Origin of the sequence: Phyllobacterium zundukense (assembly GCF_002764115.1) — a bacterium.
Taxonomy (GTDB): Bacteria; Pseudomonadota; Alphaproteobacteria; order Rhizobiales; family Rhizobiaceae; genus Phyllobacterium; species Phyllobacterium zundukense.
In genome coordinates this window covers 959,012-982,057 of record NZ_CP017940.1, presented here as the reverse complement: position 1 = coordinate 982,057, position 23,046 = coordinate 959,012, and the positions used below count along the sequence as shown (strand labels likewise).

Below are 23,046 nucleotides of genomic sequence, written 5' to 3'. Positions count from 1 at the left end.
AAAGGATTGTGATCTGTGTCTACTGCTGAGACGACGACAGCGAATCCCCTCGCAATGACCGGTTTTGCCTGGTTGCAGTTGCTTTTGCTCGGTGCAATCTGGGGTGGATCCTTCTTCTTTGCACGTATTGCGGTTCAGGTTGTACCGCCGCTGACACTGGTTCTGTTTCGTGTAGCGGTAGCTGCGCTGGCCTTGCAGCTTTACCTGCTCAGCCGCGGCATCCGGTTCTGGGATTACCGGCAGTATGCACTCGAGTTCGCGGGGCTGGGGCTGCTGATGAACGTCATCCCCTTCTCGCTGCTCTTCATTGGCCAGACAGTCCTCGGCGCCGGCGTCGAGTCGATCCTCAATGCAACCACACCGATCTGGACGGTTGTGGTCGCAGCCATATTTACGGTGGACGAAAAGGTCACCGTCAACAAACTGAGCGGCATTCTTCTCGGCATATTCGGACTTGTCGTCATGATCGGACCCGGTGTCTTGACTGGCCTGGGTGGTCCGCTTTGGGCGGAGTTGGCTGTGATTGCCGCAACCCTCTCCTATGCCTTTGCCGGAATCCTCGCCAAGCGGTTCAAAGGGTGTGCCGCCGACCGTAACATCCACCGGTCAAATGACCGCATCCACGTTGATCATGATCCCTGCCGTACTCTTATACGATGGCATTCCCGATGTGGCGAGCATCGATGCTGGCGTCTGTTCAGCCATTCTCGGCCTTGGCCTTCTATCGACCGCTTTCGCCTATATCCTGTATTTTTCTATCGTCCGGGCAGCTGGAGCAACCAATGCATCGCTCGTGACTTTGATCGTTCCGGTCAGCGCCATACTTCTTGGAACAATTTTTCTCGGCGAGCGGCTGGCAGCCCACGATTTCCTTGGCATGGCGCTGATCGCTTTTGGCTTGCTGATTATCGATGGGCGTTTTCTCAATGCTCTGCAAAAACGGCAAAAAGCCTAAAGTTTTCAATAATCGCTCGCTCCATAGCTCAAAATGCGCGGCTTAATCCTGGCGGGATTATGGCAGAACATGGTAAAAGCAAGTTGTGGATGAGGTTTTTGTGCGGTGCAAAAATATACCCGCGTCTTGAACATTTTATCGTGAATTTAGAATTTTTTTGCTACTATAAATCTGTTTCATTTCAAAAACTTATGGTTCTCAGGCAAAATTTTTCTACCCGCAATGTCACACATCGGTAATAATTAGGCTTTTTCTGTGGCAAATTTGCGCTATGCTAAATCGGTTAACTGCAGGAGACAAGCGATGGGACTAACTCGATCGATGAATGTCCTTATGATCTGTGCAGCGTTCGCATTTATTGGAGCAATGGTCGTAGGACTAATACCCTGAACTAATGTCAACGCTACGGAGATGGTCTCAGACCGTTATCAGAATGAAATAAAATGGAGCGGCCCGGTTATAGCAATCGGGCCGTTTCCCATTTCAGGGCGCCGTACGATGTTATCAGGCGGCAGCCCCGGCAAGATCCGCCTCTAGCGCGGCGCTGCCCGGGCGGATGCCAATCAGGTGGCAGATGGCAAAGGCGAGATCGGCCCGGTTCATCGTGTAGAAATGGAAATCCTGTACGCCCCGCTCAACGAGGTCGAGCACCTGTTCGGCAGCGACGGCTGACGCAACCAGTTGATGCGTCTGCGGATCGTTTTCGAGACCGTCAAATCGTTCTGTAAGCCAGCCGGGAATATGTGTTCCCGCCCTCGAGCAGAAATTGGTCACTTGCGTGAAATTGTGGATCGGCAGTATCCCCGGCAGAATGGGAATATAGATGCCAGCGCGGCGCACTTTTTCGACATAACGCTCATAGAGGTCATTTTCAAAGAAGAACTGCGTGATCGCCCGCGTCGCACCATTGTCGACCTTGCGCTTCAGCATATCGATGTCGGTGGCAAAATCCGGGCTCTCCGGATGCTTTTCCGGATAGGCGGAGACGGAAATGTCGAAATCGGCGAAAGCCTTCAGACCAGCGACCAGATCGGCGCCGTTCTCATAGCCACCGGCAGTTGGCTTGTAGTGAGCACCGACACCCCCCGCCGGGTCGCCGCGCAGCGCGACAAAACGCTTGACGCCCATGGCGGCAAACTCGCGCACGACGGTATCCACCTCTTCCTTCGTCGCATCGACGCAGGTCAGGTGTGCCGCCGCATTGACATCGGTTTCCGTGAGGATGCGCTTGATGGTACGGGCAGTGCGTTCACGAGTCGATCCGCCCGCACCATAAGTCACCGACACGAATTCAGGATGGAGCGGCGCGAGGCGCGTCACGGTCTCCCAAAGCCGCTCTTCCATGACCTCGGTCTTGGGCGGGAAGAATTCGAACGAAACCCGGATATTGGTACCAAGATCGGGACGGCGTGATTGGCGGAAAAAACTCATCATACACTCTCCGTGACGCGGGAGGTTAAAGCGGGATCGGCAATCAGCAGGCGTGGGTCGCGTGCCAGCCACAATTTGACAGTCAGTTTGTCCTTGTCTTTCGGCTCAAGTTCCAGACTTTCCTCGAGCATCAGACCGGCTTCGGTAAGCCAGTCACGCATATGCGTATCGCTGAAGCCCAAACGCACATGCGCATGGCTGTCGCGCAGAAACTCAAGTTCGTGCGGAGCGAAATCCACGATCAGCATTCGACCGCCTGCGCGCAGCGCACGCGCCGCCTCGCGAATTGCTTCCGCCGGATTATCAAGGAAATGCAGGACCTGGTGAATGGTCACAAGATCGAAGGATTCCCGATCAACCGGGAGTGAATAAACATCGCCATGGCGCACTTGCGCATTGGTAATGCCGTCCTTGTCCAGATTGGAGCGGGCAATGGTCAGCATGTCGCGATTAATGTCGATACCAACGCCGCGCACATAAAGCGGCGAGAAGAGTTCCAGCAGGCGTCCCGTACCCGTACCGACATCGAGCATGGCCTGGAATGGCTTGCGCCCGACAATCTTCAGGAGCGCGTCTTCCACGGCCCCATCCGGCACGTGCAACGAGCGGATCACGTCCCAGCTTGTGGCGTTGGCGCTGAAGTAAGCGGCCGCGCGTTCGCGGCGCTGCAATTTCACCGAGGAAAGACGTTCAAGGTCGCGCTCCAGCAAGGGATCGGAGCAATCGAGACGATCCAGCAGCGAACGCGCGATGTCCCCGACGATGAGGGAATCCGCCAGACGGAAATAGGCCCAGGAGCCTTCCTGATAGCGGTTGATAAGGCTTGCTTCGAACAGCAGCTTGAGATGGCGCGATACGCGCGGCTGCGACTGGCCGAGAATGGACGTAAGGTCGGAAACTGTCAGATCGCCGCGCGACAGCAACGCCAGGATGCGCAAGCGGCTTGGCTCGGCCGCTGCCTTCAGCGTATCGACCATCAGGTCTAGGTTGAGATCGCGCTTGTCCATCGTTTTATCCTCAAAAGACATAAAGATATGTTTATGTGAGAAACAAGGTTTTGGCAAGTTTCTTTTTGCTGTTGACGACAAATTTTGCCGTGTCTGAAATAGGTTGAAGAATCGGTCTGAAGGAATCCGCATGAGCACAGGTACGAACCGCCAGCGCGCTATCAACAAAGCGCTGACGCTGCTTCTCCCGGCGGTTCCCTATTCGGATTCGGAGCCGATCCGCGCAGCGGCAGGCGCACCCCACATGAGAAGCCTGCCACCCCCCATCGCCGTCTGGCTCGCTGCCGTCGCCCATGTCCGCCACCAGCACACGGATTATGACGCCTTGCGCGACGAGGGCTATGACAAGGATTCGGCCCGTTTTTTTGTGCTCGATGCGATCAATCGGAAGCTGACAGAGTGGCGCGCAACCCGCTTGCTGGATCCGGACGAGGAAGACCCGAGCTGATATCGGTATCGCCCTGCCAGCCTTCTTCGAAGATGAGGTCGCGCAGCGGCAATCTGTTGCGCCAGCCACGCTTTTCAAGCTCCGGCGTATCATAAAGCTGATCGACGTAGCCTATGCACAGATAGGCGACGATCTCCACATGATCCGGAATACCGAGGATCTGCCGCATATCCTGATCATGATAGATGCTGACCCAGCCGACACCGATGCCTTCGGCACGAGCCGCCAACCAAAGGTTCTGCACAGCACAAACCGTACTGTAGACGTCCATCTGCCGGTTATGCGTGCGGCCAAGCACAACCTTGCCGCCGCGCGTCCGGTCGCAGGTGATGCAAAGATTGATCGGCGCCTTGAGGATGCCTTCGAGCTTCAGCGAAGCATAGAGCGCCTGCCGTTCATCGGCGAACAGCGCTTTCGCTTCCTCATTGGCGCGAGTGAAAGCGCGGTGCACTTCGGTCTTGCGAACCTCATCACGAATGACGATGAAGTTCCACGGCTGCATGAAGCCGACCGATGGCGCGTGGTGCGCGGCATTGAGCAGCCGCATCAATACGTCGCCAGGGATCGCGCGCGGCAGGAATTGGTCGCGCACATCGCGCCGGGTGTAGATGGCTTTGTAGACCGCGGCGCGCTCATTATCCGAAAAGCCAGCGGCAGTGACCGGACCATAGGAAACATCGTGCATTGTTTGCTCCCAACAACGCTTGAAACCCTCCCCGCCGTCCGCGCGGTTTGAGCTATAAGGTCCGGCCGGTCTTCTGACTGAGGTTCATCTGAACCGCGCGCCTTCCGGACACATCCGTGGCATCTGCGCGGCCCATCCCCTTTACAGCGTTGGGCACGTGCCGGATTTTCACCGGCTTCCCGATTCTCCCGCGATCTCATCAATCGGCAGGCACCGGACCTTCAATCTATTCGCCACAGAAAATTCTCTGGTGCAAGCCTCAAGGCTGATAAATCCATTGCTCGGGCACACGCACATCAACCTTTTCGCCGGTGCGAATAATACCTGGTTTCTCAACCCAGGCGACGATCCCGCGCAGGCGTCTCGACACCCGTACAAAATCCAGCGCCGTGGTGGTGTGGTCCGCTGTCTCGGCGTGTTCGCCGATGGAGCGCCCGGCTATTTTGCAAGGTGCGTTCTGGCCGTCGACCCTCAGCGTCACGCCGCCCTCGAAGAACAGCAGCGTGCGCGGCGGCAGCATCGACAGCGACGGGACACCGCCAACGACCATATTGCCGCCGATCCATTCCGGCTTGAGTTCAGGCAATCCCATGCCCGTAGCAACTTCTTCAAGCTCGTCCGATGCGAGAATGGAAAGCTGTCGTTCATTGCGCATTTCGGTGCCGCGCGGATACCAGGGCTCGCGTCCGCCGGACTTGCGGGTCGGCCCAGCGTGATAATCTCCAACAATCCCGTCGAAAGTCAGTTCGAGCGAACTTGCCGGCGTCGTGACAAAATCCCCTGCGAGGGCCGCGAACAGCCCGCTTACCCGTCCGCTGATCTTGCAGGCAGGAAGTATCTCGGTTTTGGTTGCAAACAGATCAGTCATTGCGCGCTCCATGAAATCCGCCGTACTTTAAAAAAATCGACCGTGAAAACCAGCAAATAAGCCTGATGGGTCCGTCAAAAATGATGATGGGAGGGCGTTGCCGCCCTCCCAATAAAATCAGCGCGTCAACGGCTTGTAGCTCGGGCGCTTCGGATTGACGCTGTCCGGGCCGAGGCGGCGGATCTTGTCGTTCTCATAGTCCTCGAAATTGCCTTCGAACCATTCCACATGGCTGTCACCCTCGAATGCAAGGATGTGCGTCGCCAGACGATCGAGGAACATGCGATCATGGCTGATGATCACGGCGCAGCCTGCATATTTTTCCAAGGCATCCTCAAGCGCCGCCAGCGTTTCGGTGTCGAGATCGTTGGTCGGTTCGTCGAGCAGCAGAACATTGCCGCCGGCCTGCAACATCTTGGCGAGATGCACGCGGTTACGCTGACCGCCGGAGAGATTGCCGACCTTCTGCTGCTGGTCGCCGCCCTTGAAGTTGAAGGCCGAGACATAGGCACGCGAATTCATCTCGTGCTTGCCGAGCTTGATGATTTCATTGCCGCCCGAGATTTCTTCCCAGACGTTCTTGTCCGCCTTCAGATGATCGCGACTCTGGTCGACATAGCCGAGATGCACGGTATCACCGATGCGGATCGAGCCGGAATCCGGCTTTTCCTGACCGGTGATCATCTTGAACAGGGTGGTCTTGCCGGCGCCGTTGGGGCCGATAATGCCGACAATGCCACCGGGCGGCAATTTGAAGGTGAGGTTCTCGATGAGAACACGATCACCAAAGGATTTGGTGAGGTTTTCCGCCTCGATCACGACCTGGCCGAGACGCTCGCCCGCCGGAATAAGGATCTGGGCATCGCCCGGACGCTGATTGTTGGCAGCATCGACAAGCGCGTCATAGGCCTTGATACGCGCCTTCGACTTTGCCTGACGTGCCTTGGGGCTGGCGGAAATCCACTCGCGCTCACGCTCAAGTGCCTTCTGGCGCGAGTCATCCTCGCGGCCTTCCTGCAGCATGCGCTTGGATTTGGCACCAAGGTAGGCCGAATAATTGCCTTCATACGGAATGCCGCGGCCGCGATCGAGTTCGAGAATCCAGCCGGTCACATTGTCGAGGAAGTAGCGATCATGCGTAATCAGCAGGACGGAGCCCGCATATTCGCGCAAGTGCTTTTCCAGCCAGGCCGTGGTTTCGGCATCAAGGTGGTTGGTCGGCTCGTCGAGGAGCAGCAGATCGGGCTGCGACAGCAGCAGGCGGCACAATGCCACGCGGCGGCGCTCACCGCCCGAAAGCTTGGTCACTTCGCTGTCGCCGGGTGGGCAGCGAAGGGCTTCCATCGCCATTTCGACCTGGGATTCCAGATCCCACAGGTTCTTGGCATCGATGATATCCTGCAACTTCGCGCCTTCGTCGGCGGTCTCGTCGGAATAGTTCATCATCACTTCATTGTAGCGATCGAGGATGGCTTTCTTGTCGGCAACGCCGTCCATAACGTTGCCCATCACGTCCTTGGTAGGGTCAAGTGCGGGCTCCTGCGCCAGATAGCCAACGGTCGCACCCTCGGCAAGCCAGGCTTCACCGGTAAATTCCTTGTCCATACCAGCCATGATCTTCAGGATCGTCGACTTACCGGCACCGTTGGGGCCGAGAATGCCGATCTTGGCGTCCGGGTAAAAGGAAAGGTGAATGTTTTCAAGAACCTTCTTGGTTCCAAATGCCTTGTTCAGGCCGGCCATATGATAAATGAATTGGCGTGCCATAACGCGCGTCACTCCGATGTTCGGGATTTTAGGGACTGAATTTGCGCCGTATGTAGGCGAAAGGGGCGCGGGTGGCAATGCATAGGCGCTTATTTCGGACATTACGCGGGTTTAGCACTCTCCCTTGCCACGCCCGCCTTTGCGTCTGGCCATTGAATGGTTGGGAAGACGGGCGGTCGTCGAAGCGCGTCTTTGTAGAAGTATAATGCGATCCGAAGACCGCCCGTCCGGCGTTTTTCTATCGCATCCGTTCCGCGTCGCGACGGCAGCGGCCGGGCTCGTAGCCCTTACCTGACCCACCGCCCCTCACAGTGCTCGTCCAGCACGCACCGGTCCTAGTACCGGCAGGGAACCCTTGGACGCAACTTCCCCGGACAGCGGGTCCGTTACCCGCCATCGGAGGCGCCGATCCTCTCCCCGCTTCGAACGGCTCCGGAAGCAGTTCCCCGTGGAAAGGACGGGAGAATAATAAACGAGGTTTGCGGGTGTTGGATAAGTTGGCGGGAATATTTGAAAGCGGTGGGATCGTGCAAGGGTCGACAGGCACCTTCTTCTCCAATAATCGCAGGGTGCCTGCCTCTCCGTCATCCTCGGGCTTGACCCGAGGACCCATGGCAAAGGGGCGAGAATTTATCCACCATCCCGACGCGATCCAGGGAACGAAACCGTCAACGCAAACGGCCATTGGGAATTTCACTTTGCTGGAATGCGTTGCGTGCCGTGATATTCCAATCCTTCTCAACCGTGGGTCCTCGGGTCGAGCCCGAGGATGACGGAGAGGGAGGTGCTGTTCGACCATGGCGAGATCATCGCGAAACGATCCCTCTCTTGCGATTTCTGGCACTTGGCCCCAAAACGAGCGAAACCGGGCGCGGATATTTCCGTCACCCGGTTTCCCCTCTGGTGCCGCATTCGGGGAGCGTCCTCTTCTCCCGTGAACGGCCATGTAACTGGCAAGGTCTGGATGCTCGCAGTCAGTTCAATCGTCACATTCCCTGCAATCAAACGCTCGCGTAGCGCGTATGCAGTTGTGGCAATCGGGAAAAGACCAGCATCCAATCTCTTTCGGAGTGAAGTTCTGCGGCATGTTTTTGTCGTTTGCAAGAGGTTTTGCAAAATAAAATTGCATTGATTTGAAGATGATTATTTATTGTGCAAGATCGAAAAAAATTGAGCGGATTTTCGTAACATCTATTCCGCATTGACTAATCGCGCGCCACCCTTTCAATTACAACGGGAGGCGCCGAATGGCTTTTGAAGACATCGAAAACGTTGAGAGTCCGACGGGCGCAATACTCGCCATGCGCTTTTCACCTGCCGTCGGGCCAGCCCGTGCGGTTCTCCAGATCAACCACGGGGTCAGCGAACATTCCCGGCGCTATGGGCGTTTTGCGCAGTTCCTGAACGGACAGCGTTTCCATGTCTATGCCCACGATCACCGCGGTCATGGCTTGACCAAGGCGCCAGGCGCGCCTGCCGGGCGCTTTGCGCCGACTGACGGGCCCAGTCATGTACTGGATGACGTGGATGCCATTAACGATCTGGCCCGCAGCCGTCACCCCGGCCTGCCGCTGATCCTTTTCGGCCACTCCATGGGCGGTCTGGTTGCACTGAACTATGTGTTGAAACATCCGGAAAAGGTCGATGCAGCAGCAATCTGGAATGCCAATTTCTCCGCTGGCTTTCTCGGCCGTGTCGCGCAAGGTATCTTGCGCGCGGAACGTATGTTGCTGGGCTCCGACGTTCCCAGCATGCTCTTGCCGAAACTCACCTTTCAGGATTGGGGACGCGGCATAAAAAACGCGCGCACTCCATCCGACTGGCTATCGCGCGATCCCGCAGAAGTGGACGCCTATCTCGCCGATCCCCTTTCGGGCTGGAACCCGACGGTCAGCATGTGGCGCGATATTTTCGACTTCATATTCACAGGTGCCGACGATTCGTTACTGGCGAAGGCTCCCCGCGACCTGCCTTGCAATCTTGTCGGCGGCGCGGAAGATCCAGCCACCGCAAAGGGCAAATCTGTCAGGGACCTTGAAAACCGCATGCGCAAGCTTGGCTTCACCCAGATCACGACCACGATCTACCAGGATACGCGGCATGAAGGCCTCAATGAGATCAACCGGGACGTGATCATGCAGGATTTCGCCGACTGGGCTGTGCGAGTTGTCGAGAGGCAAACAAAGAATTTGGAGAGCGCTTGACGATCATGTCCGATGCCCCCCTTAAAGGTATACGCGTCATCGAACTCGCCCGTGTCCTCGCCGGTCCATGGGCCGGGCAGATTCTCGCCGATCTTGGCGCCGACGTCATCAAAGTGGAAAATCCTTCCGGAGGCGACGAGACCCGTGGCTGGGGACCGCCTTTCATCAACAGCAGCGAGGGTGAAAACCTCTCGGCGGCCTATTTCCACTCGTGCAATCGCGGCAAGCGCTCCATTACCGTGGATTTCACCTCGCCGGAAGGACAGGAAACCGTCAAGGCGCTGTGCCGGACAGCGGATGTGGTGCTGGAAAATTTCAAGGTTGGAGGCCTGAAGAAATACGGGCTCGACTATGAGTCTTTGAGCGCCGAAAACCCGCGACTCGTCTACTGCTCGATCACCGGCTTTGGCCAGACCGGTCCCTATGCCACGCAGGCAGGCTACGACTTCATCATCCAGGGCATGTCCGGGCTCATGTCGGTGACGGGAGAACCCGATCGCGAGCCGCAGAAGGTTGGCCTTGCTGTAGCCGATGTTTTCACCGGGCTCTATTCCGTAATCGCCATTCAAGCCGCACTGGCGCATGTGGCCAGGGCTGGTGAAGGCCAGATGATCGACATGGCGTTGTTCGACGTGCAGTCGGCGGTGATGGCCAACCAAGCCATGAACTATCTGGCGACGGGCAAGAGCCCGCATCGCATGGGCAATGCGCATCCGAACATCTCACCCTATGAAGTGGTGCCGACATCCGACGGCCATATGATCCTCGCCGTCGGCAATGATGGCCAGTTCGCGCGGTTCTGCGCCATTGCCGGGCTTGACAGTCTTGCCAGCGATCCGCGCTTTCTGACCAATCGGGCGCGGCTGGAAAACCGTGCCGAACTGACTGCCTTGATCAGAGCCGAAACAAGGAAGCACACGCGCGCTGAACTGTTGGAGGCGTGCGCTAAGAATGCCGTTCCCGCGGGTCCAATCAACCAGATCGGCGAAATGTTCGACGATCCGCAAATCGTTTCCCGTCAATTGCGGCTTGATCTCGACGATGCGCATGGCAGCACCATACCCTCGGTGCGCACGCCCATCGTCATGTCGAAAACACCACTGACCTACACGCGGCCTTCGCCGCGCCTCGGCGAACATAGCGCCGAAATATTGAAAGAGCTGAAGGATGCACCTGATGAAGACCGGCGGTGAACTGATCGTTGAAGCTCTGGTTGCCAATGGGGCCGAACGCCTGTTCTGTGTTCCAGGCGAGAGCTATCTCGCCGTATTGGACGCGCTCTACGATGCCAATATCAGCGTAACGGTCTGCCGCGCAGAGGGTGGCGCCACGATGATGGCCGAGGCCTGGGGCAAGCTGACCGGCAAGCCGGGCATTTGCTTCGTCACGCGCGGTCCGGGCGCCACCAATGCCTCTCCGGGCATCCATATCGCCAAGCAGGATTCGACACCTCTCATCCTTTTCATCGGCCAGGTGCAGCGCGAGGCGCGCGAACGCGAAGCCTTCCAGGAAGTGGAATATCGCCGTTTCTTTGCCGACACGGCGAAATGGGTGGCGGAGATAGACGATGCGCGGCGCATTCCGGAATTCGTGACAAGGGCGTTTTCAGTTGCGACCTCCGGCCGTCCGGGGCCTGTGGTCCTGGCCCTGCCGGAAGACATGCTGACGGACAAGGTCGATGCCGTCGCCGCGCAAGGCTGGCAGCCGGTTGAGACCGGCCCCTCGCCCGCCAGCATCGAAAAGCTTGCCGACTTGCTGCAGGGCGCGAAAAAGCCTTTCATGATTCTCGGCGGCTCGCGCTGGGACGAGCGTGCGGTCCATTCGATCACGCGCTTTGCGGAGAAATGGCATCTGCCCGTCGGGTGCTCGTTCCGCCGCCAGATGCTGTTCGACCATTTGCATCCGAACTATGCCGGCGATGTCGGCATCGGCATCAATCCCGCTCTGGCCACCCGCGTGAAAGAGGCGGACGTGCTGTTGCTGGTTGGCGGACGTTTCGGCGAAATGCCCTCCTCCGGCTATACGCTGATGGACAGCCCCTACCCCAGGCAGACGCTGATCCATGTTCACCCCGACGCGGATGAGCTTGGACGTGTCTATCGCCCCAGTCTGGCAATCAACGCCGCACCCGATGCCTTTGCCGAGGCCGTCGAGCATCTTGCGCCACCGTCACACATCAACTGGCCTGGTGAAGCGGAAACCGCACACAAGTCTTACCTTTCCTGGTCGACGCCGCCGCAGACGGGTCCCGGCAAGGTAGCGATGGGGCCGATCATGTCCTTTCTCGAGAGTGTGCTGCCCGAAGACGCAATCATGACCAATGGCGCAGGCAACTACGCCACATGGTTGCATCGCTTCCACCGTTTCCGCCGCTTCGCCACGCAGGCTGCGCCCACGTCCGGCTCGATGGGCTACGGACTTCCCGCTGCCGTCGCGGCAAAACAGCTCTATCCGGAGCGTACGGTTGTCTGCTTTGCTGGCGATGGCTGCTTCCTGATGAATGGCCAGGACTTTGCCACCGCAGTCAAATACAGCCTGCCGATCATCGTGCTCGTGATCAACAACAACATTTACGGCACGATCCGCATGCATCAGGAGCGGGAATATCCGGGCCGGGTTTCCGCGACGGATCTCACCAATCCGGATTTCGCCATGCTTGCCCGCGCCTATGGCGGACACGGCGAGACGGTGGAGAAGACGGGAGAGTTCGAGGGCGCCTGGCAGCGCGCGGTGCAGAGCGGCAAACCTGCAATCATTGAAATACGCCTCGATCCCGAGGCGATCACTCCAGCCAAGACGCTCACCGACATTCGCAACAAGCGCTGATCAACAGCGGGACCATTACAGCTTCGTAACGTAAATGAGGATAGCAAGGCGGCGCTTTCAATGTTATGCAGCGCGCCTGAAGAGACAATACGAAAGCGTCTGACTTGATCAATCCGGCAATCACAATCGTCATTCCGTGCCGAAACGAGGCCGCCAATCTAGCCTTTCTCCTCGATGAAGTGGATGCAGCCATGGATGGCCGCAGCTACGAAGTCATTGTGGTTGACGACGGCTCCACCGACACGACCGGCGAAGCTCTCGGGACAAGAATAAAGGCCGGAAAGCCGCTGCGGCATGTCCGCCATGACAAGTCAGCCGGCCAGAGCGCGGCCGTGCGTTCGGGCGTGTTTGCCGCCAGGGGCAAGGTCGTGGTCACGATGGATGGTGACGGCCAGAACGATCCCGCCTACCTGCCGCGATTGGCCGATGCACTGCTGCAGGCCGGCCCCGCGATCGGCATTGCCGCCGGGCAGCGCCTGAAACGGACCGATACCAAGCTGAAGCAGATTTCTTCAAAATTTGCCAACAACCTGCGCGGCGCGATCCTCAAGGACAATACGCGCGACAGCGGCTGCGGCCTCAAGGCCGTTCATACCCACCTGTTCCGCGAGCTGCCGTTCTTCGATGGCTGGCACCGCTACCTGCCGGCTCTGGTCATTCGCGAGGGCTATGGCGTGGTGCATGTCGATGTTGTCGACCGCGAGCGCCGCCACGGCAAATCAAATTACGGGATTCTCGACCGCGGCCTGCGCGGTATTCTCGATCTATATGGTGTCTGGTGGTTGAGAAAACGCCGCAAGACCGTTCCAACGATTACGGAGATCAGCCATGGCTGACGCTATCACCAATTGGCTGCACTCGGTGTTCATCGCGCAATTCGACGCCTGGGTTGTGCTCGGCTTCTTTGCGCAGGCCTGTTTCACCATGCGATTCGTGCTGCAGTGGCTCGCCTCGGAGCGGGCAAAGCGCAGCGTCGTGCCGGTGACATTCTGGTTCTTTTCGCTGTTCGGCGGTACATTGCTGTTTGTCTATGCGATCGTGCGCAAGGATCCGGTGTTTATCGCCGGCCAGGGCCTCGGCCTCATTGTCTACATCCGCAATCTCTGGCTGATCGCCAATGAGAAGAAGGCGATGACGCAGGATACCTGAGCCAGGGGGCCGTCAATGATCCACTCCGATCCTGTGCCCGCTCGCACCGCGCGGCTTCGTCCCAGCCACTACCTGCTGCTGATCTTCATCTGCCTTGTATCGTTCGTTCCGGGCATCGCGTCGATACCCCCGCTCGACCGGGATGAATCCCGCTATGTCCAGGCCACGCACCAGATGGCCGAGAGCGGCGATTATGTGGATATCCGCTTTCAGGATGCATCGCGCTACAAGAAGCCGATCGGCATCTACTGGCTGCAGAGCGCAGCGCTCAAGCTCACCGGCTACGACGATAATGCGCCGGTTTGGGCCTACCGGCTGGTCTCGGTGCTGGGGGCGACGCTGGCGGTGCTGGGAACCGCGGCGCTCGGCGCATTCTTCTTTGGCCAGAGTGCCGGCCTTCTTGCCGGAATTGCGCTCGCCGCCATCGTCATGCTCGGGTTTGAGGCACGCGTGGCAAAGACCGATGCGATGGTGCTGGCAACTGTCGTCGTCGCTCAAGGCGCGCTTGCCTGGATCTGGATGGCCAGCCGCGTACACGCGGCGGCGCGATGGACTCCTGCCCTCATCTTCTGGGTAGCAACCGCCGCCGGCGTCCTGATCAAGGGCCCGATCACACCCTTTGTCAGCCTCCTCACCATGGGCACGCTCAGCCTTTTCTACCGCGAGTGGCGCTGGCTGAAACGGCTGAAGCCATTGAGTGGTATTCTCATCCTGCTGGCGATCGTGCTGCCGTGGCTCGTCCTGATCACGCTGAAAAGCGGCGGCGCCTTCTTCAACGAATCCGTCAACAAGGATTTCCTGTCGAAAGTCGGCGATGCGCAGGAAAGCCATGGCGCACCGCCCGGCTATTTCGCGCTGATCTTCGTGGTCTTCATCTGGCCGTTCGGCGTGCTTGCCATTCGGGGCGGGCTGCAGGCACTGAGCCGGTTGCGCGACGACCCCCGCCTCGCCTTTCTGACTGCCTGGTATGTGCCATTCTGGCTGGTAACGGAACTTATCCCGACCAAGCTGCCGCATTACGTCCTGCCGGCCTATCCGGCCCTGCTGCTGATGATGGCATGGGCGGTCGACACCGGCATCGCCGCGCAGCCCTATCGCGGGCGCTGGCAAATCTGGCTGGAGCGTCTGACGCTTTTCGGGCTCGTGGTCGCAACGCTGGGCATTATGGGTGCCGGCCTCGTCCTCCCTTACGTCATGACCGGTTCCTTCTCGTTTCCGGGGATCGTTGTCTTCTTCACAGCCCTGGCGGCGGGCGTCTTCGCCAGCGGCCTCATCCTGAATCATAATCTCAAGGGCGCGCTGCAAGCTGCTGCAATTTTTGCGATTATTACCTTGGGGCTGCTCACCTGGGGCGTCATTCCGGCCATCACGCCAATGTGGCTGAGCCCTGCCGTTGCCGATGCGTTCAAAGCCGCGAAGCAATGCGACAACAGCGTGCTTGCATCTGCGAGCTACTCCGAACCAAGCCTTGTCTTTCTGGCAGGCACGAAAACCCTCCTCACCGATGGTCCGGGCGCTGCGCAACACCTCACCAGCGACCCCGCATGCGCGATTTCCGCCGTCGACGAGCGCGAACACGACGCCTTCATCAAGAGCCTGCCGCAAGGCGAAAAATCGGTTGCGGCCGTCGCAACCGTTTCGGGCATCAATTACAGCAAGGGCCGCAAGACGACGATCACGCTTTACAAGGCAGTGCCTTAGAGGCGCGTAAACGGCATTTAAAACATCGATTTGTGACTAATGTCGAATTGACGGCCTCAGTCATGAATAGGATTATAGTCCTTTGGAGCGAACGCCATTTCCATTGGAGCTGCAGTGCGGCTAGTCAAGCGCGACTAGCTGACTTTCCCCACCAGCGGCCTTCCTACCGAATGGTATTCGAGGCCGGTTCCGTCGAGGTCCTGCGCACTATAGACATTGCGCAGGTCGAACAGGAGATTGCCGCTCATCAGGTTTGCCACCCGCTTCAGGTCAAGCGCGCGATAGGCATTCCATTCGGTCAGGAGGACGGTGATCCCTGCCCCTTCAACGGCTTCGTAAGCGGACTTGCACCAAGTGACGCCGGGCAAGACCGGTTCCGCCGCAACCCGTGCTTCCGGGTCGTGCGCGCGCACAGCCAAGCCTGCCTTCTGCAGCACGGGAATGATGTCCAGTGCCGGAGATTCGCGTATATCGTCGGTATTGGGCTTGAAGGCGATCCCGAGAACCGCAACGGACTTCTCGCCGTTCTTCTGTGCGGCTTCGATAACCCTTGTCGCCATGGAACGCTTGCGCTGTTCGTTGATCGTGACGACCTGTTCGATCAGCGTCTGCGGCGCATTCATCTTGCGGCCCGTCGCAGCATAGGCGCGCGTATCCTTGGGGAAGCAGGAACCGCCAAATCCCGGCCCTGCATGCAGAAATTTTGAGCCGATACGGTTGTCCATGCCGATCGCCCGCGCCACGTCCTGTACATTGCCGCCCGTCTTCTCGCAAAGGTCGGCGACCTCGTTGATGAAGGTCACCTTCATCGCCAGGAAGGCATTGGCCGCATATTTGATGATCTCGGCATTTTCGAGCGTCGTCACGATCATCGGCGTCTCACGCAGATAAAGCGGGCGATAAACGCGTTTCATCGCCGCTGCACCGGCGTCGTCGTGAACACCAACCACGACACGGTCGGGACGAAGGAAGTCCTCGACTGCCGAGCCTTCGCGCAGGAACTCCGGATTGGAGACCATGGAGAACGCAACGCCCGGACGTGCCTTGCCAATGCGCGCACGCACATCGGCATTGGTGCCGACGACCACGGTAGACTTGATGACAATGACCGCGCCCGGCTTCATCGCAGCGGCGATTTCATCAGCGGCCGCATAGATGTACTGCAGGTCTGCCTCGCCATCACCACGGCGGGACGGCGTGCCGACCGCAATGAAAATGACATCGGCATCGGCAACAGTGGTTTCGAGATCCGTCGTGAAGACCAATCGCCCGTCGCGCGCATTGCGCAACAGGAGTTCATCGAGACCGGGCTCGTAGATCGTGACTTCACCCGCCTGCAAGCGTTCGATGATAGCGGGATTCTTGTCTACACAGGTGACCTGAAATCCGAACTCCGCAAAGCAAACACCCGACACCAGACCGACATATCCGGTCCCGATCATCGCAATCTTCATCGAACGATTCCAATCCGTATCAATTTCCAGGCGCAGACGTTTCGCATATTAGTGGTGCGCTGCCAATCTCTGGTTGCGACTTCAAGCGAGTTTCGGCGGCACACGCTGCGGACCTTCGCGTTCGGCGGACGCTGCCCAGAGATTGACATTGGCATCGTTGGCATATGTGTCGATCTCGGCAAGCTCGGCGTCTGTGAATTCAAGATTGTTGAGTGCCTTGACGCAATCGACGACCTGTTGGGCTTTGCTTGCGCCAATCAGTGCCGTCGTGATCCGCCCCCTCCTGAGAACCCAGGCAATCGCCATCTGGGCAAGCGTCTGACCGCGCCTGCCGGCAATTTCATTGAGTGCACGAATATTGGCAACGTTGCTCTCGCTCAGGAAATTCGGATTGAGCGATTTGCCCTGAGCAGCGCGGCTCGCTTCGGGTACGCCCTTGAGATACTTGTCAGTCAGCATGCCTTGCGACAGTGGTGAAAACACGATCGACCCAATCCCCAAATCTTCCAGCGTGTCGATCAGGCCATCTTCTTCGATCCAGCGATTGATCATCGAATAGCTGGGCTGATGGATGAGGCAGGGCGTACCAAGCTCTTCCAGGATGGCTTGAGCCTCACGCGTGCGATGAGAATTGTAGGAGCTGATGCCGATATATTGGGCACGGCCCGAGCTTACGATCTGATCCAGGGCCATCATCGTCTCTTCAAGCGGCGTATCGGGGTCGAAGCGGTGGGAATAGAAGATGTCTACATAGTCGAGACCGAGCCGCTTCAAGCTCTGATCGCAACTGGCAATCATATATTTGCGGCTGCCCCACTCGCCATAGGGCCCGGGCCACATGCCATAGCCAGCCTTCGAGGAGATGATCAGCTCATCGCGGTAACCCTTGAAATCATTTCGCAGTATTTCGCCGAATGCCTCTTCAGCCGAACCGGGCGGAGGGCCGTAATTATTGGCAAGATCAAAATGGGTTATACCGAGATCGAAGGCCTGACGGCAGATCGCCTGCTTGACCGTATGCGGCGTGTCATGACCGAAATTGTGCCACAGCCCGAGGGAAATGGCCGGGAGCTTGAGACCGCTCCTGCCGCAGCGATTATATTTCATCGTGTCGTAGCGTTTGGAATCCGGTGTCCAGCCCATGGTCGTCGTCCTGTTCTTGTCTGTATCAGCAGCGCACGGCAATGATTCCGCAGCGCGCCGGACTATGACCCAAACGTTTGATCATGTCATGACATGAATTGACGAAATCAGCCCTTGATAACCTGCCCTTCATTGTCAAAACGATATGTCCGGCCAGCGTCCGGCGAAGCGTAAAGCACACCGTCCACCTCGAAATTGTGCTCGCCGAAGAGACGAACGGTGAGCGGACCGAAATCGGTCTGGAGATAGATGATCGTGTCGGCGCCCAGATGCTCGACATGTATGACCGAGCCCTTCCAGTCGCCTGATGTCTTGCTCACCTGAATATGTTCCGGGCGGATGCCGATCGTCTTGGCGCCGCTCTGACCAAGCTTTGCCGCATCGATCAGGTTCATCTGCGGCGAGCCGATAAACCCGGCAACGAAGATCGTCTGCGGCGAATTATAGAGCTCCATCGGCGAACCGACCTGCTCGATCCGCCCCTGGTTCAACACGACGATCTTGTCGGCGAGGGTCATCGCCTCGACCTGATCGTGCGTCACATAGATCATGGTTGCCTTCAGCTGCCGGTGCAGGCGTGCGATCTCCAGGCGCGTGTTGACGCGCAGTGCGGCATCGAGGTTCGACAGCGGTTCGTCAAAGAGGAACAGTTGCGGCTCACGCACAATGGCGCGGCCGATGGCGACGCGCTGGCGCTGACCGCCGGAAAGTTCTGCCGGGCGACGTTCAAGATAATCATCGAGCGACAGCATGGCCGAGGCGATCCTGGTTCGTTCCTTGATTTCTTCCGCCGGCTTGCCTGCCTGTTTCAGGCCGAGCCCCATATTGTCGCGAACCGAGAGATGCGGGTAAAGCGCGTAGGTCTGGAACACCATGGCAATGCCGCGCTTGGCAGGCGGCGTGTTGTTCACCTTCTTGCCATCGATCAGGATGTCGCCCGACGTCGCATCTTCGAGTCCCGCGATAACCCGCAGCAAGGTGGATTTGCCGCAACCGGACGGCCCGACAAAAATCACGAACTCGCCGTCCTTGACCTCGAGGTTGATGCCTTTCAGCACGTCCACATGGCCGAAGGACTTGCGGATATTTTCAATCTTCAAAGAACCCAATGTCTTGTTCCCGTTTCTTGATTCAAATTTATAAGTCTACTGGCTTGCCGGTGCGCACACTCTCATCCGCCGCAAGGCAGACGCTGAGCGACCGGACGGCGTCCTGCATGTGGCGGCCAAGGTCGAGATCTTCGCGAATTGCCTTGAGGACAAAGGCCTGCTCAAGATCGCAAAGATCCTGGTGTCCCGGCTCACCCGCCATGTTCAGAAGTTCGTCCGGTTTGGCGAAGCGTCCGTCCGGTCCCGTCTTTGCCGAGTGCAGCCGTATGGTCGACGTCTTGGTATGCGAGTCGATGTCATCCGACTTGGCGTTTTGGTCCATGACAATGGACACGCAACCATTGGGCGAGATCACGTCCTTCACGAAAAAGGCTGTCTCCGACATCATCGGACCCCAGCCGGCTTCGTACCAGCCGACCGTATTGTCATCGAACAACACCTGCAGATGGCCGTAATTGTACATGCTCGGGTCGATCTCATCGGTGAGACGCACGCCCATGCCGCGCACCTGCACCGGCCTGGCATCGGTGATCTGCAGCATCACGTCGAGATAATGCACACCGCAATCGACGATCGGCGATGTCGTCTTCATCAGCGACTTATGGGTTTCCCACGTCGCGCCGCTCGACTGCTGGTTGAGATTCATGCGGAACACGTAAGGACCGCCAAGCTTGCGCGCCTCTTCGATCAGCCGCACCCAGGACGGGTGATGACGGAGAATATAGCCGATCACCAGCTTGCGGCCGTGTTTCCTGGCGGCAGCAACAACGCGTTCCGCATCGGCAACCGTGGTCGCGAGCGGCTTTTCGACGAAGACATCCGCGCCCGCTTCCATCGCCGCCACGGCATAGTCGGCGTGACTGTCGGAATAGGTATTGATCGAGACGAGCTCGGGCTTCAGCTCGGCAAGTGCCTGATCGAACGACGGGTGGATCGTATAGGAGCGCAATTCCTCCGGCAGAGCCACGACCGAGCGGTTGACCAGTCCGACTATCTCGAAACCCGGATTGTTATGATAGGCGAGCGCATGGCTCCGCCCCATATTTCCGAGCCCCGCCACAAGAACCCGGATCGGCTTCTGTGCCGTCATTTGACCGCTCCCGATGTGATGCCGCGGATCAGCTGCCGCGAGAAGATGAGATAGAGAACCAGGACCGGCACGATCGCCAGTGTCAGGGCCGCGAGAACAGCATTCCAGTTGGTCACGAACTGGCCGATGAACACCTGGCTGCCGAGTGTCACCGTCTTGGTGGCGTCACTTGGCGCGAGGATCAGCGGGAACCACAAATCGTTCCAGATCGGAATCATGGTGAAGACCGCGACTGTTGCCATCGCCGGCCTTACCAACGGCAGGACCAGCCGGAAGAAGATCGAGTACTCGGAAAGACCATCGATACGCCCGGCATTCTTCAGATCATCCGACACGGTGCGCATGAATTCCGTGAGAATGAAGACGGCAAGCGGCAGGCCTTGCGCCGTGTAGACGAGGATGAGCGCCGTAAGCGTGTTGACGAGCCCCGCCGCCACCATGCCCTGCAGGATAGCCACCGTGCCGAGACGGATCGGGATCATGATGCCAAGTGCGAGATAAAGCCCCATCATCGTGTTGCCGCGGAAACGATACTCCGAAAGTGCGAAGGCAGCCATGGCACCGAACAGCAGGACGAAGAAGATCGACACGGCAGTGACGATGAAACTGTTCTGGAAATACAGGATGAAATCGCCCTGTTTCAGAACCGTTTCATAGCCGACCAGGCTGAAGCTTGCCGGCGTCGGCAGACCGAGCGGATCACGGAAGATCGATGCCCGGTCCTTGAACGAATTGATGACAGTCAGGAACACCGGGAACAGCGCGATCAGCGTGTAGGCGCCAAGCGCCAGATGAACGAAGCCGGTACGGATGGGTGAAGCGGTTGGTTTTGCCATGAGCTTGATCCTAGAACTGGTACCGGCGCATGCGCCGCTGGATGGCAAAGAGGTAGAGGCAGACACCGGACAGGATGATGAGGAACATCACCGTCGCGATCGTCGCGCCCATCGATTTATCGCCGATCTGCAGCTGGAAGCCGAAGAAGGTGCGGTAGAGCAAGGTGCCCAGAATATCCGTCGATCCATCCGGCCCCGCCAGCGCACCCTGCACCGTATAGATCAGGTCGAACGCGTTGAAATTGCCGACAAAAGTCAGGATGGAGATGATACCGATGGAAGGCAGGATCAGCGGCAGCTTGATCTTCCAGAACTGGCTCCAGCCGGTAACGCCATCGCACTCGGCAGCTTCCAGCACCTCATCGGGAATGTTGAGCATGGCTGCATAGATCAGCATCATCGGGATACCGACATATTGCCAGACCGAGATGAGTGATACGGCGATCAGCGCGGTGCCCGGCTTGCCCAGCCATGGCGAGAACATCGACTTCAGGCCGACGAGATCAAGCAGATAGGGGGAGACGCCCCAGATCGGCGACAGGATCAGCTTCCAGATGAAACCGACGATCACGAAGGACAGCAGCGTCGGCAGGAACATTGCGGTGCGGTAGAAAGCGCCAAAGCGCAGCTTCGGCACGGACAATAGGGCGGCAAGCGCTACGCCGATCGGGTTTTGCACGAGCATGTGGATCAGGAAGAAAATGAAATTGTTGCCCAGCGCATTCCAGAAGCTGGCTGCCCAGCGCGGATCGCCAAAAAGCACCTGGAAGTTGCCGAAGCCGACAAAAACGCTCTGGCCATCCTTGACGTTGAACAGGGAGAGCCGCAGCGTTTCGACGAGCGGCAGGATCATTACAGCCGTGTAGACGAGCAGGGCTGGCAGCAGGAACACCAGAATGTGCCAGCGCCGGCGGTGTTTGTCCTCGCCTCGATCGACCGATGAATGTTCGACTGTGCTCATTAAATCCGCGACCCCTGCTTGTGATTTTTGGTCGTGTCTAAACCGGCTCACGACTGCCTTTGGAAGATGATAGCTTAACGACGAGCGTCTTGCTTCAGATAAGAAAATAGCCGGAACGTCCCGTAATGGACGCTCCGGCTATCGATTGCTTTACTTGGCAGGCTTGTACCAGCTGTCGAGACCATCCTGCAGCTTCTTGGCAGCAGCCTCCGGCGTATCGGTGCCGTTGATCACGTTGGCCGATTCAACCCAGGTTTCATTCTCGAGGTTCGGCGTGCCGCGTGCCAGGATCTGATAGGTCGAACGGATCGTCGGCTTGCACTTTTCACGCCATGAGACGAATTCCTGTGCCAGCGGATCGGCCATCTTCACCGGTGTCGAGTTCAGGCTGAAGAAGCCTGGAAGTGCGTTGGCATAGATGTCGGCGAATTCTGGCGAAGCAACCCACTCCAGGAACTTCTTGGCTTCTTCCGGATGGGCGCTCTTGGCATTGAGGCCAGCACCGATATCGTTGTGATCGGAGATGTAGCAAGCGTCACCGGCATTTTTGACCGGCGGCGGGAATGCGCCCATCTTGAACTGGGCCTGCGTATTGAACAGACCGATTTCCCAGGAACCGGCAGGGTAGATTGCAGCACGGCCAAGCGTGAACAGGTTCTGGCTGTCCGGATAGGTCTGGGCTTCGAAACCGTCACCGAGGTAATCCTTCCACTTGAGAAGAACCTTGTAAGGCTCGACCCATTCCGGATCGGTCAGTTTGGCTTCGCCCTTGATGAGCTTGGCACGGCCCTCTTCACCCTTCCAGTACGTCGGTCCGATGTTCTGGTAGCCCATCGTTGCGGCTTCCCAAAGATCCTTCGTACCCATGGCCATCGGAATGTAGGTGCCGTCTGCCTTGATCTTGTCGAGAGCAGCAAAGAATTCGGCTTCCGTGGTCGGAATGGCGATGCCGAGCTTGTCGAAGGCATCCTTGTTGTAGATGAAGCCGTGGATAACGGAGGCCATCGGCACGCAGAACGTGTCCTTGCCATCGTCAGTTGTCCAGGCAGCCTTGGCTACGTCCGAGAAGTTCTTCATGCCCGGAACATCATTCAGGCTCGTCAGATTGCCGCGCTTGAACTGCTCCAGCGACTTGTCGAAGGGACGGCAAGTAATGATATCACCGGCGCTGCCCGCATCGAAGCGCGCGCCCAGAGCCGCGTCATATTCGGTTGGCGGTGTCGGCGCGAACTTGACCTTGATGCCAGGATTCTTGGCTTCGAAAGCCGGAATCAGCTTTTCCTGCCAGATCGCGAGATCGTCAGTACGCCAGCTTTCAATCGTCAGCGTGGTGTCTGCGGCGTGAGCAAAGCCGGCCGTAGCCAGGATGCTGGTCGCCATAAGCAGTGTTTTTAGTGTCGTGCTTCCCATTT

General features: G+C 58.2%; 19 protein-coding genes, 1 pseudogene and 1 riboswitch. Of the genes and pseudogenes, 8 read left to right on the top strand and 12 right to left on the bottom strand.

Going from position 1 to position 23,046, the window contains the following annotated elements:
• Nucleotides 1-54: 54 nt before the first annotated feature.
• Nucleotides 55-955: pseudogene (locus tag BLM14_RS04750) on the top strand (DMT family transporter).
• 504 nt (nucleotides 956-1,459) lie between these two features.
• On the opposite strand, the gene metF reads toward BLM14_RS04750, so the two are convergent.
• Nucleotides 1,460-2,386 carry a methylenetetrahydrofolate reductase [NAD(P)H] gene (gene metF, locus BLM14_RS04745; protein WP_099998327.1) on the bottom strand — a complete coding sequence of 309 codons (927 nt, stop codon included), beginning with the start codon at nucleotides 2,384-2,386 and terminating at the stop codon, nucleotides 1,460-1,462.
• Nucleotides 2,386-3,393 (bottom strand): ArsR/SmtB family transcription factor, encoded by a 1,008-nt coding sequence (locus BLM14_RS04740; RefSeq protein WP_099998326.1) that lies wholly within the window; start codon nucleotides 3,391-3,393, stop codon nucleotides 2,386-2,388. Before BLM14_RS04740 ends, metF begins: the two co-directional genes overlap by 1 nt.
• Before the next feature lie 130 nt (nucleotides 3,394-3,523).
• Between BLM14_RS04740 and BLM14_RS04735 the strand changes: the two genes are divergently transcribed.
• Nucleotides 3,524-3,841 carry a DUF2293 domain-containing protein gene (locus BLM14_RS04735; RefSeq protein WP_099998325.1) on the top strand — a complete coding sequence of 106 codons (318 nt, stop codon included), beginning with the start codon at nucleotides 3,524-3,526 and terminating at the stop codon, nucleotides 3,839-3,841.
• Here the strand turns inward: BLM14_RS04735 and bluB are convergent.
• The 3 genes from bluB to ettA form a co-directional block, all read right to left on the bottom strand.
• Nucleotides 3,774-4,526, bottom strand: a complete 753-nt coding sequence (gene bluB / locus BLM14_RS04730) for a 5,6-dimethylbenzimidazole synthase (protein ID WP_099998324.1) — start codon at nucleotides 4,524-4,526, stop codon at nucleotides 3,774-3,776. The two genes, BLM14_RS04735 and bluB, sit on opposite strands and share 68 nt — an antisense overlap.
• 46 nt (nucleotides 4,527-4,572) lie before the next feature.
• Nucleotides 4,573-4,759, bottom strand: a riboswitch (cobalamin riboswitch).
• A 26-nt stretch (nucleotides 4,760-4,785) separates the two neighbouring features.
• Nucleotides 4,786-5,394, bottom strand: a complete 609-nt coding sequence (locus BLM14_RS04725) for an MOSC domain-containing protein (protein WP_100001037.1) — start codon at nucleotides 5,392-5,394, stop codon at nucleotides 4,786-4,788.
• A gap of 117 nt (nucleotides 5,395-5,511) precedes the next feature.
• Entirely contained in the window at nucleotides 5,512-7,161 is a 1,650-nt protein-coding gene (gene ettA, locus BLM14_RS04720; RefSeq protein WP_099998323.1) for an energy-dependent translational throttle protein EttA, read from the bottom strand.
• A gap of 1,247 nt (nucleotides 7,162-8,408) precedes the next feature.
• On the opposite strand from ettA, the gene BLM14_RS04710 reads away from it, so the two are divergent.
• The 6 genes from BLM14_RS04710 to BLM14_RS04685 all read left to right on the top strand — a co-directional run bounded on the left by BLM14_RS04710 (nucleotide 8,409) and on the right by BLM14_RS04685 (nucleotide 15,041).
• A complete protein-coding gene (locus tag BLM14_RS04710; protein ID WP_099998321.1) occupies nucleotides 8,409-9,365 on the top strand; it encodes an alpha/beta hydrolase in 957 nt (318 codons plus the stop codon).
• Nucleotides 9,366-9,370: 5 nt separating this feature from the next.
• Entirely contained in the window at nucleotides 9,371-10,558 is a 1,188-nt protein-coding gene (locus BLM14_RS04705; protein ID WP_100001036.1) for a CaiB/BaiF CoA transferase family protein, read from the top strand.
• A complete protein-coding gene (locus tag BLM14_RS04700; RefSeq protein ID WP_100001035.1) occupies nucleotides 10,542-12,191 on the top strand; it encodes a thiamine pyrophosphate-binding protein in 1,650 nt (549 codons plus the stop codon). The genes BLM14_RS04705 and BLM14_RS04700 overlap by 17 nt, the downstream gene beginning before the upstream one ends.
• 104 nt (nucleotides 12,192-12,295) lie before the next feature.
• Nucleotides 12,296-13,027, top strand: coding sequence for a glycosyltransferase family 2 protein (locus BLM14_RS04695; protein WP_099998320.1), 732 nt, complete (start codon nucleotides 12,296-12,298; stop codon nucleotides 13,025-13,027).
• A complete protein-coding gene (locus BLM14_RS04690; protein WP_099998319.1) occupies nucleotides 13,020-13,340 on the top strand; it encodes a lipid-A-disaccharide synthase N-terminal domain-containing protein in 321 nt (106 codons plus the stop codon). Before BLM14_RS04695 ends, BLM14_RS04690 begins: the two co-directional genes overlap by 8 nt.
• A gap of 15 nt (nucleotides 13,341-13,355) precedes the next feature.
• Nucleotides 13,356-15,041, top strand: coding sequence for an ArnT family glycosyltransferase (locus BLM14_RS04685; RefSeq protein ID WP_099998318.1), 1,686 nt, complete (start codon nucleotides 13,356-13,358; stop codon nucleotides 15,039-15,041).
• A gap of 134 nt (nucleotides 15,042-15,175) precedes the next feature.
• Here BLM14_RS04685 and BLM14_RS04680 read toward each other — a convergent pair whose 3' ends face one another.
• The 7 genes from BLM14_RS04680 to BLM14_RS04650 form a co-directional block, all read right to left on the bottom strand.
• Entirely contained in the window at nucleotides 15,176-16,495 is a 1,320-nt protein-coding gene (locus BLM14_RS04680; RefSeq protein WP_099998317.1) for a UDP-glucose dehydrogenase family protein, read from the bottom strand.
• A gap of 81 nt (nucleotides 16,496-16,576) precedes the next feature.
• Nucleotides 16,577-17,638 (bottom strand): L-glyceraldehyde 3-phosphate reductase, encoded by a 1,062-nt coding sequence (gene mgrA, locus BLM14_RS04675; protein WP_099998316.1) that lies wholly within the window; start codon nucleotides 17,636-17,638, stop codon nucleotides 16,577-16,579.
• A gap of 107 nt (nucleotides 17,639-17,745) precedes the next feature.
• Nucleotides 17,746-18,747 carry an ABC transporter ATP-binding protein gene (locus BLM14_RS04670; protein WP_099998315.1) on the bottom strand — a complete coding sequence of 334 codons (1,002 nt, stop codon included), beginning with the start codon at nucleotides 18,745-18,747 and terminating at the stop codon, nucleotides 17,746-17,748.
• A 28-nt stretch (nucleotides 18,748-18,775) separates the two neighbouring features.
• Nucleotides 18,776-19,837, bottom strand: coding sequence for a Gfo/Idh/MocA family protein (locus BLM14_RS04665; protein ID WP_099998314.1), 1,062 nt, complete (start codon nucleotides 19,835-19,837; stop codon nucleotides 18,776-18,778).
• Nucleotides 19,834-20,673, bottom strand: coding sequence for a carbohydrate ABC transporter permease (locus tag BLM14_RS04660; RefSeq protein WP_099998313.1), 840 nt, complete (start codon nucleotides 20,671-20,673; stop codon nucleotides 19,834-19,836). The genes BLM14_RS04665 and BLM14_RS04660 overlap by 4 nt, the downstream gene beginning before the upstream one ends.
• A gap of 10 nt (nucleotides 20,674-20,683) precedes the next feature.
• Nucleotides 20,684-21,634, bottom strand: coding sequence for a carbohydrate ABC transporter permease (locus BLM14_RS04655; RefSeq protein WP_099998312.1), 951 nt, complete (start codon nucleotides 21,632-21,634; stop codon nucleotides 20,684-20,686).
• 150 nt (nucleotides 21,635-21,784) lie between these two features.
• Complete coding sequence (locus BLM14_RS04650; RefSeq protein WP_099998311.1) at nucleotides 21,785-23,044, bottom strand: ABC transporter substrate-binding protein; 1,260 nt, start codon at nucleotides 23,042-23,044, stop codon at nucleotides 21,785-21,787.
• Nucleotides 23,045-23,046 lie beyond the last annotated feature (2 nt).

Excerpts from the sequence above, each read along its gene's own strand:
- metF (WP_099998327.1), bottom strand. The coding sequence starts at position 2,386 with ATGAGTTTTTTCCGCCAATCACGCCGTCCCGATCTTGGTACCAATATC.
- BLM14_RS04740 (WP_099998326.1), bottom strand. The coding sequence starts at position 3,393 with ATGGACAAGCGCGATCTCAACCTAGACCTGATGGTCGATACGCTGAAG.
- BLM14_RS04735 (WP_099998325.1), top strand. The coding sequence starts at position 3,524 with ATGAGCACAGGTACGAACCGCCAGCGCGCTATCAACAAAGCGCTGACG.
- bluB (WP_099998324.1), bottom strand. The coding sequence starts at position 4,526 with ATGCACGATGTTTCCTATGGTCCGGTCACTGCCGCTGGCTTTTCGGAT.
- BLM14_RS04725 (WP_100001037.1), bottom strand. The coding sequence starts at position 5,394 with ATGACTGATCTGTTTGCAACCAAAACCGAGATACTTCCTGCCTGCAAG.
- ettA (WP_099998323.1), bottom strand. The coding sequence starts at position 7,161 with ATGGCACGCCAATTCATTTATCATATGGCCGGCCTGAACAAGGCATTT.
- BLM14_RS04710 (WP_099998321.1), top strand. The coding sequence starts at position 8,409 with ATGGCTTTTGAAGACATCGAAAACGTTGAGAGTCCGACGGGCGCAATA.
- BLM14_RS04705 (WP_100001036.1), top strand. The coding sequence starts at position 9,371 with ATGTCCGATGCCCCCCTTAAAGGTATACGCGTCATCGAACTCGCCCGT.
- BLM14_RS04700 (WP_100001035.1), top strand. The coding sequence starts at position 10,542 with ATGAAGACCGGCGGTGAACTGATCGTTGAAGCTCTGGTTGCCAATGGG.
- BLM14_RS04690 (WP_099998319.1), top strand. The coding sequence starts at position 13,020 with ATGGCTGACGCTATCACCAATTGGCTGCACTCGGTGTTCATCGCGCAA.
- BLM14_RS04685 (WP_099998318.1), top strand. The coding sequence starts at position 13,356 with ATGATCCACTCCGATCCTGTGCCCGCTCGCACCGCGCGGCTTCGTCCC.
- BLM14_RS04680 (WP_099998317.1), bottom strand. The coding sequence starts at position 16,495 with ATGAAGATTGCGATGATCGGGACCGGATATGTCGGTCTGGTGTCGGGT.
- mgrA (WP_099998316.1), bottom strand. The coding sequence starts at position 17,638 with ATGGGCTGGACACCGGATTCCAAACGCTACGACACGATGAAATATAAT.
- BLM14_RS04665 (WP_099998314.1), bottom strand. The coding sequence starts at position 19,837 with ATGACGGCACAGAAGCCGATCCGGGTTCTTGTGGCGGGGCTCGGAAAT.
- BLM14_RS04660 (WP_099998313.1), bottom strand. The coding sequence starts at position 20,673 with ATGGCAAAACCAACCGCTTCACCCATCCGTACCGGCTTCGTTCATCTG.
- BLM14_RS04655 (WP_099998312.1), bottom strand. The coding sequence starts at position 21,634 with ATGAGCACAGTCGAACATTCATCGGTCGATCGAGGCGAGGACAAACAC.
- BLM14_RS04650 (WP_099998311.1), bottom strand. The coding sequence starts at position 23,044 with ATGGGAAGCACGACACTAAAAACACTGCTTATGGCGACCAGCATCCTG.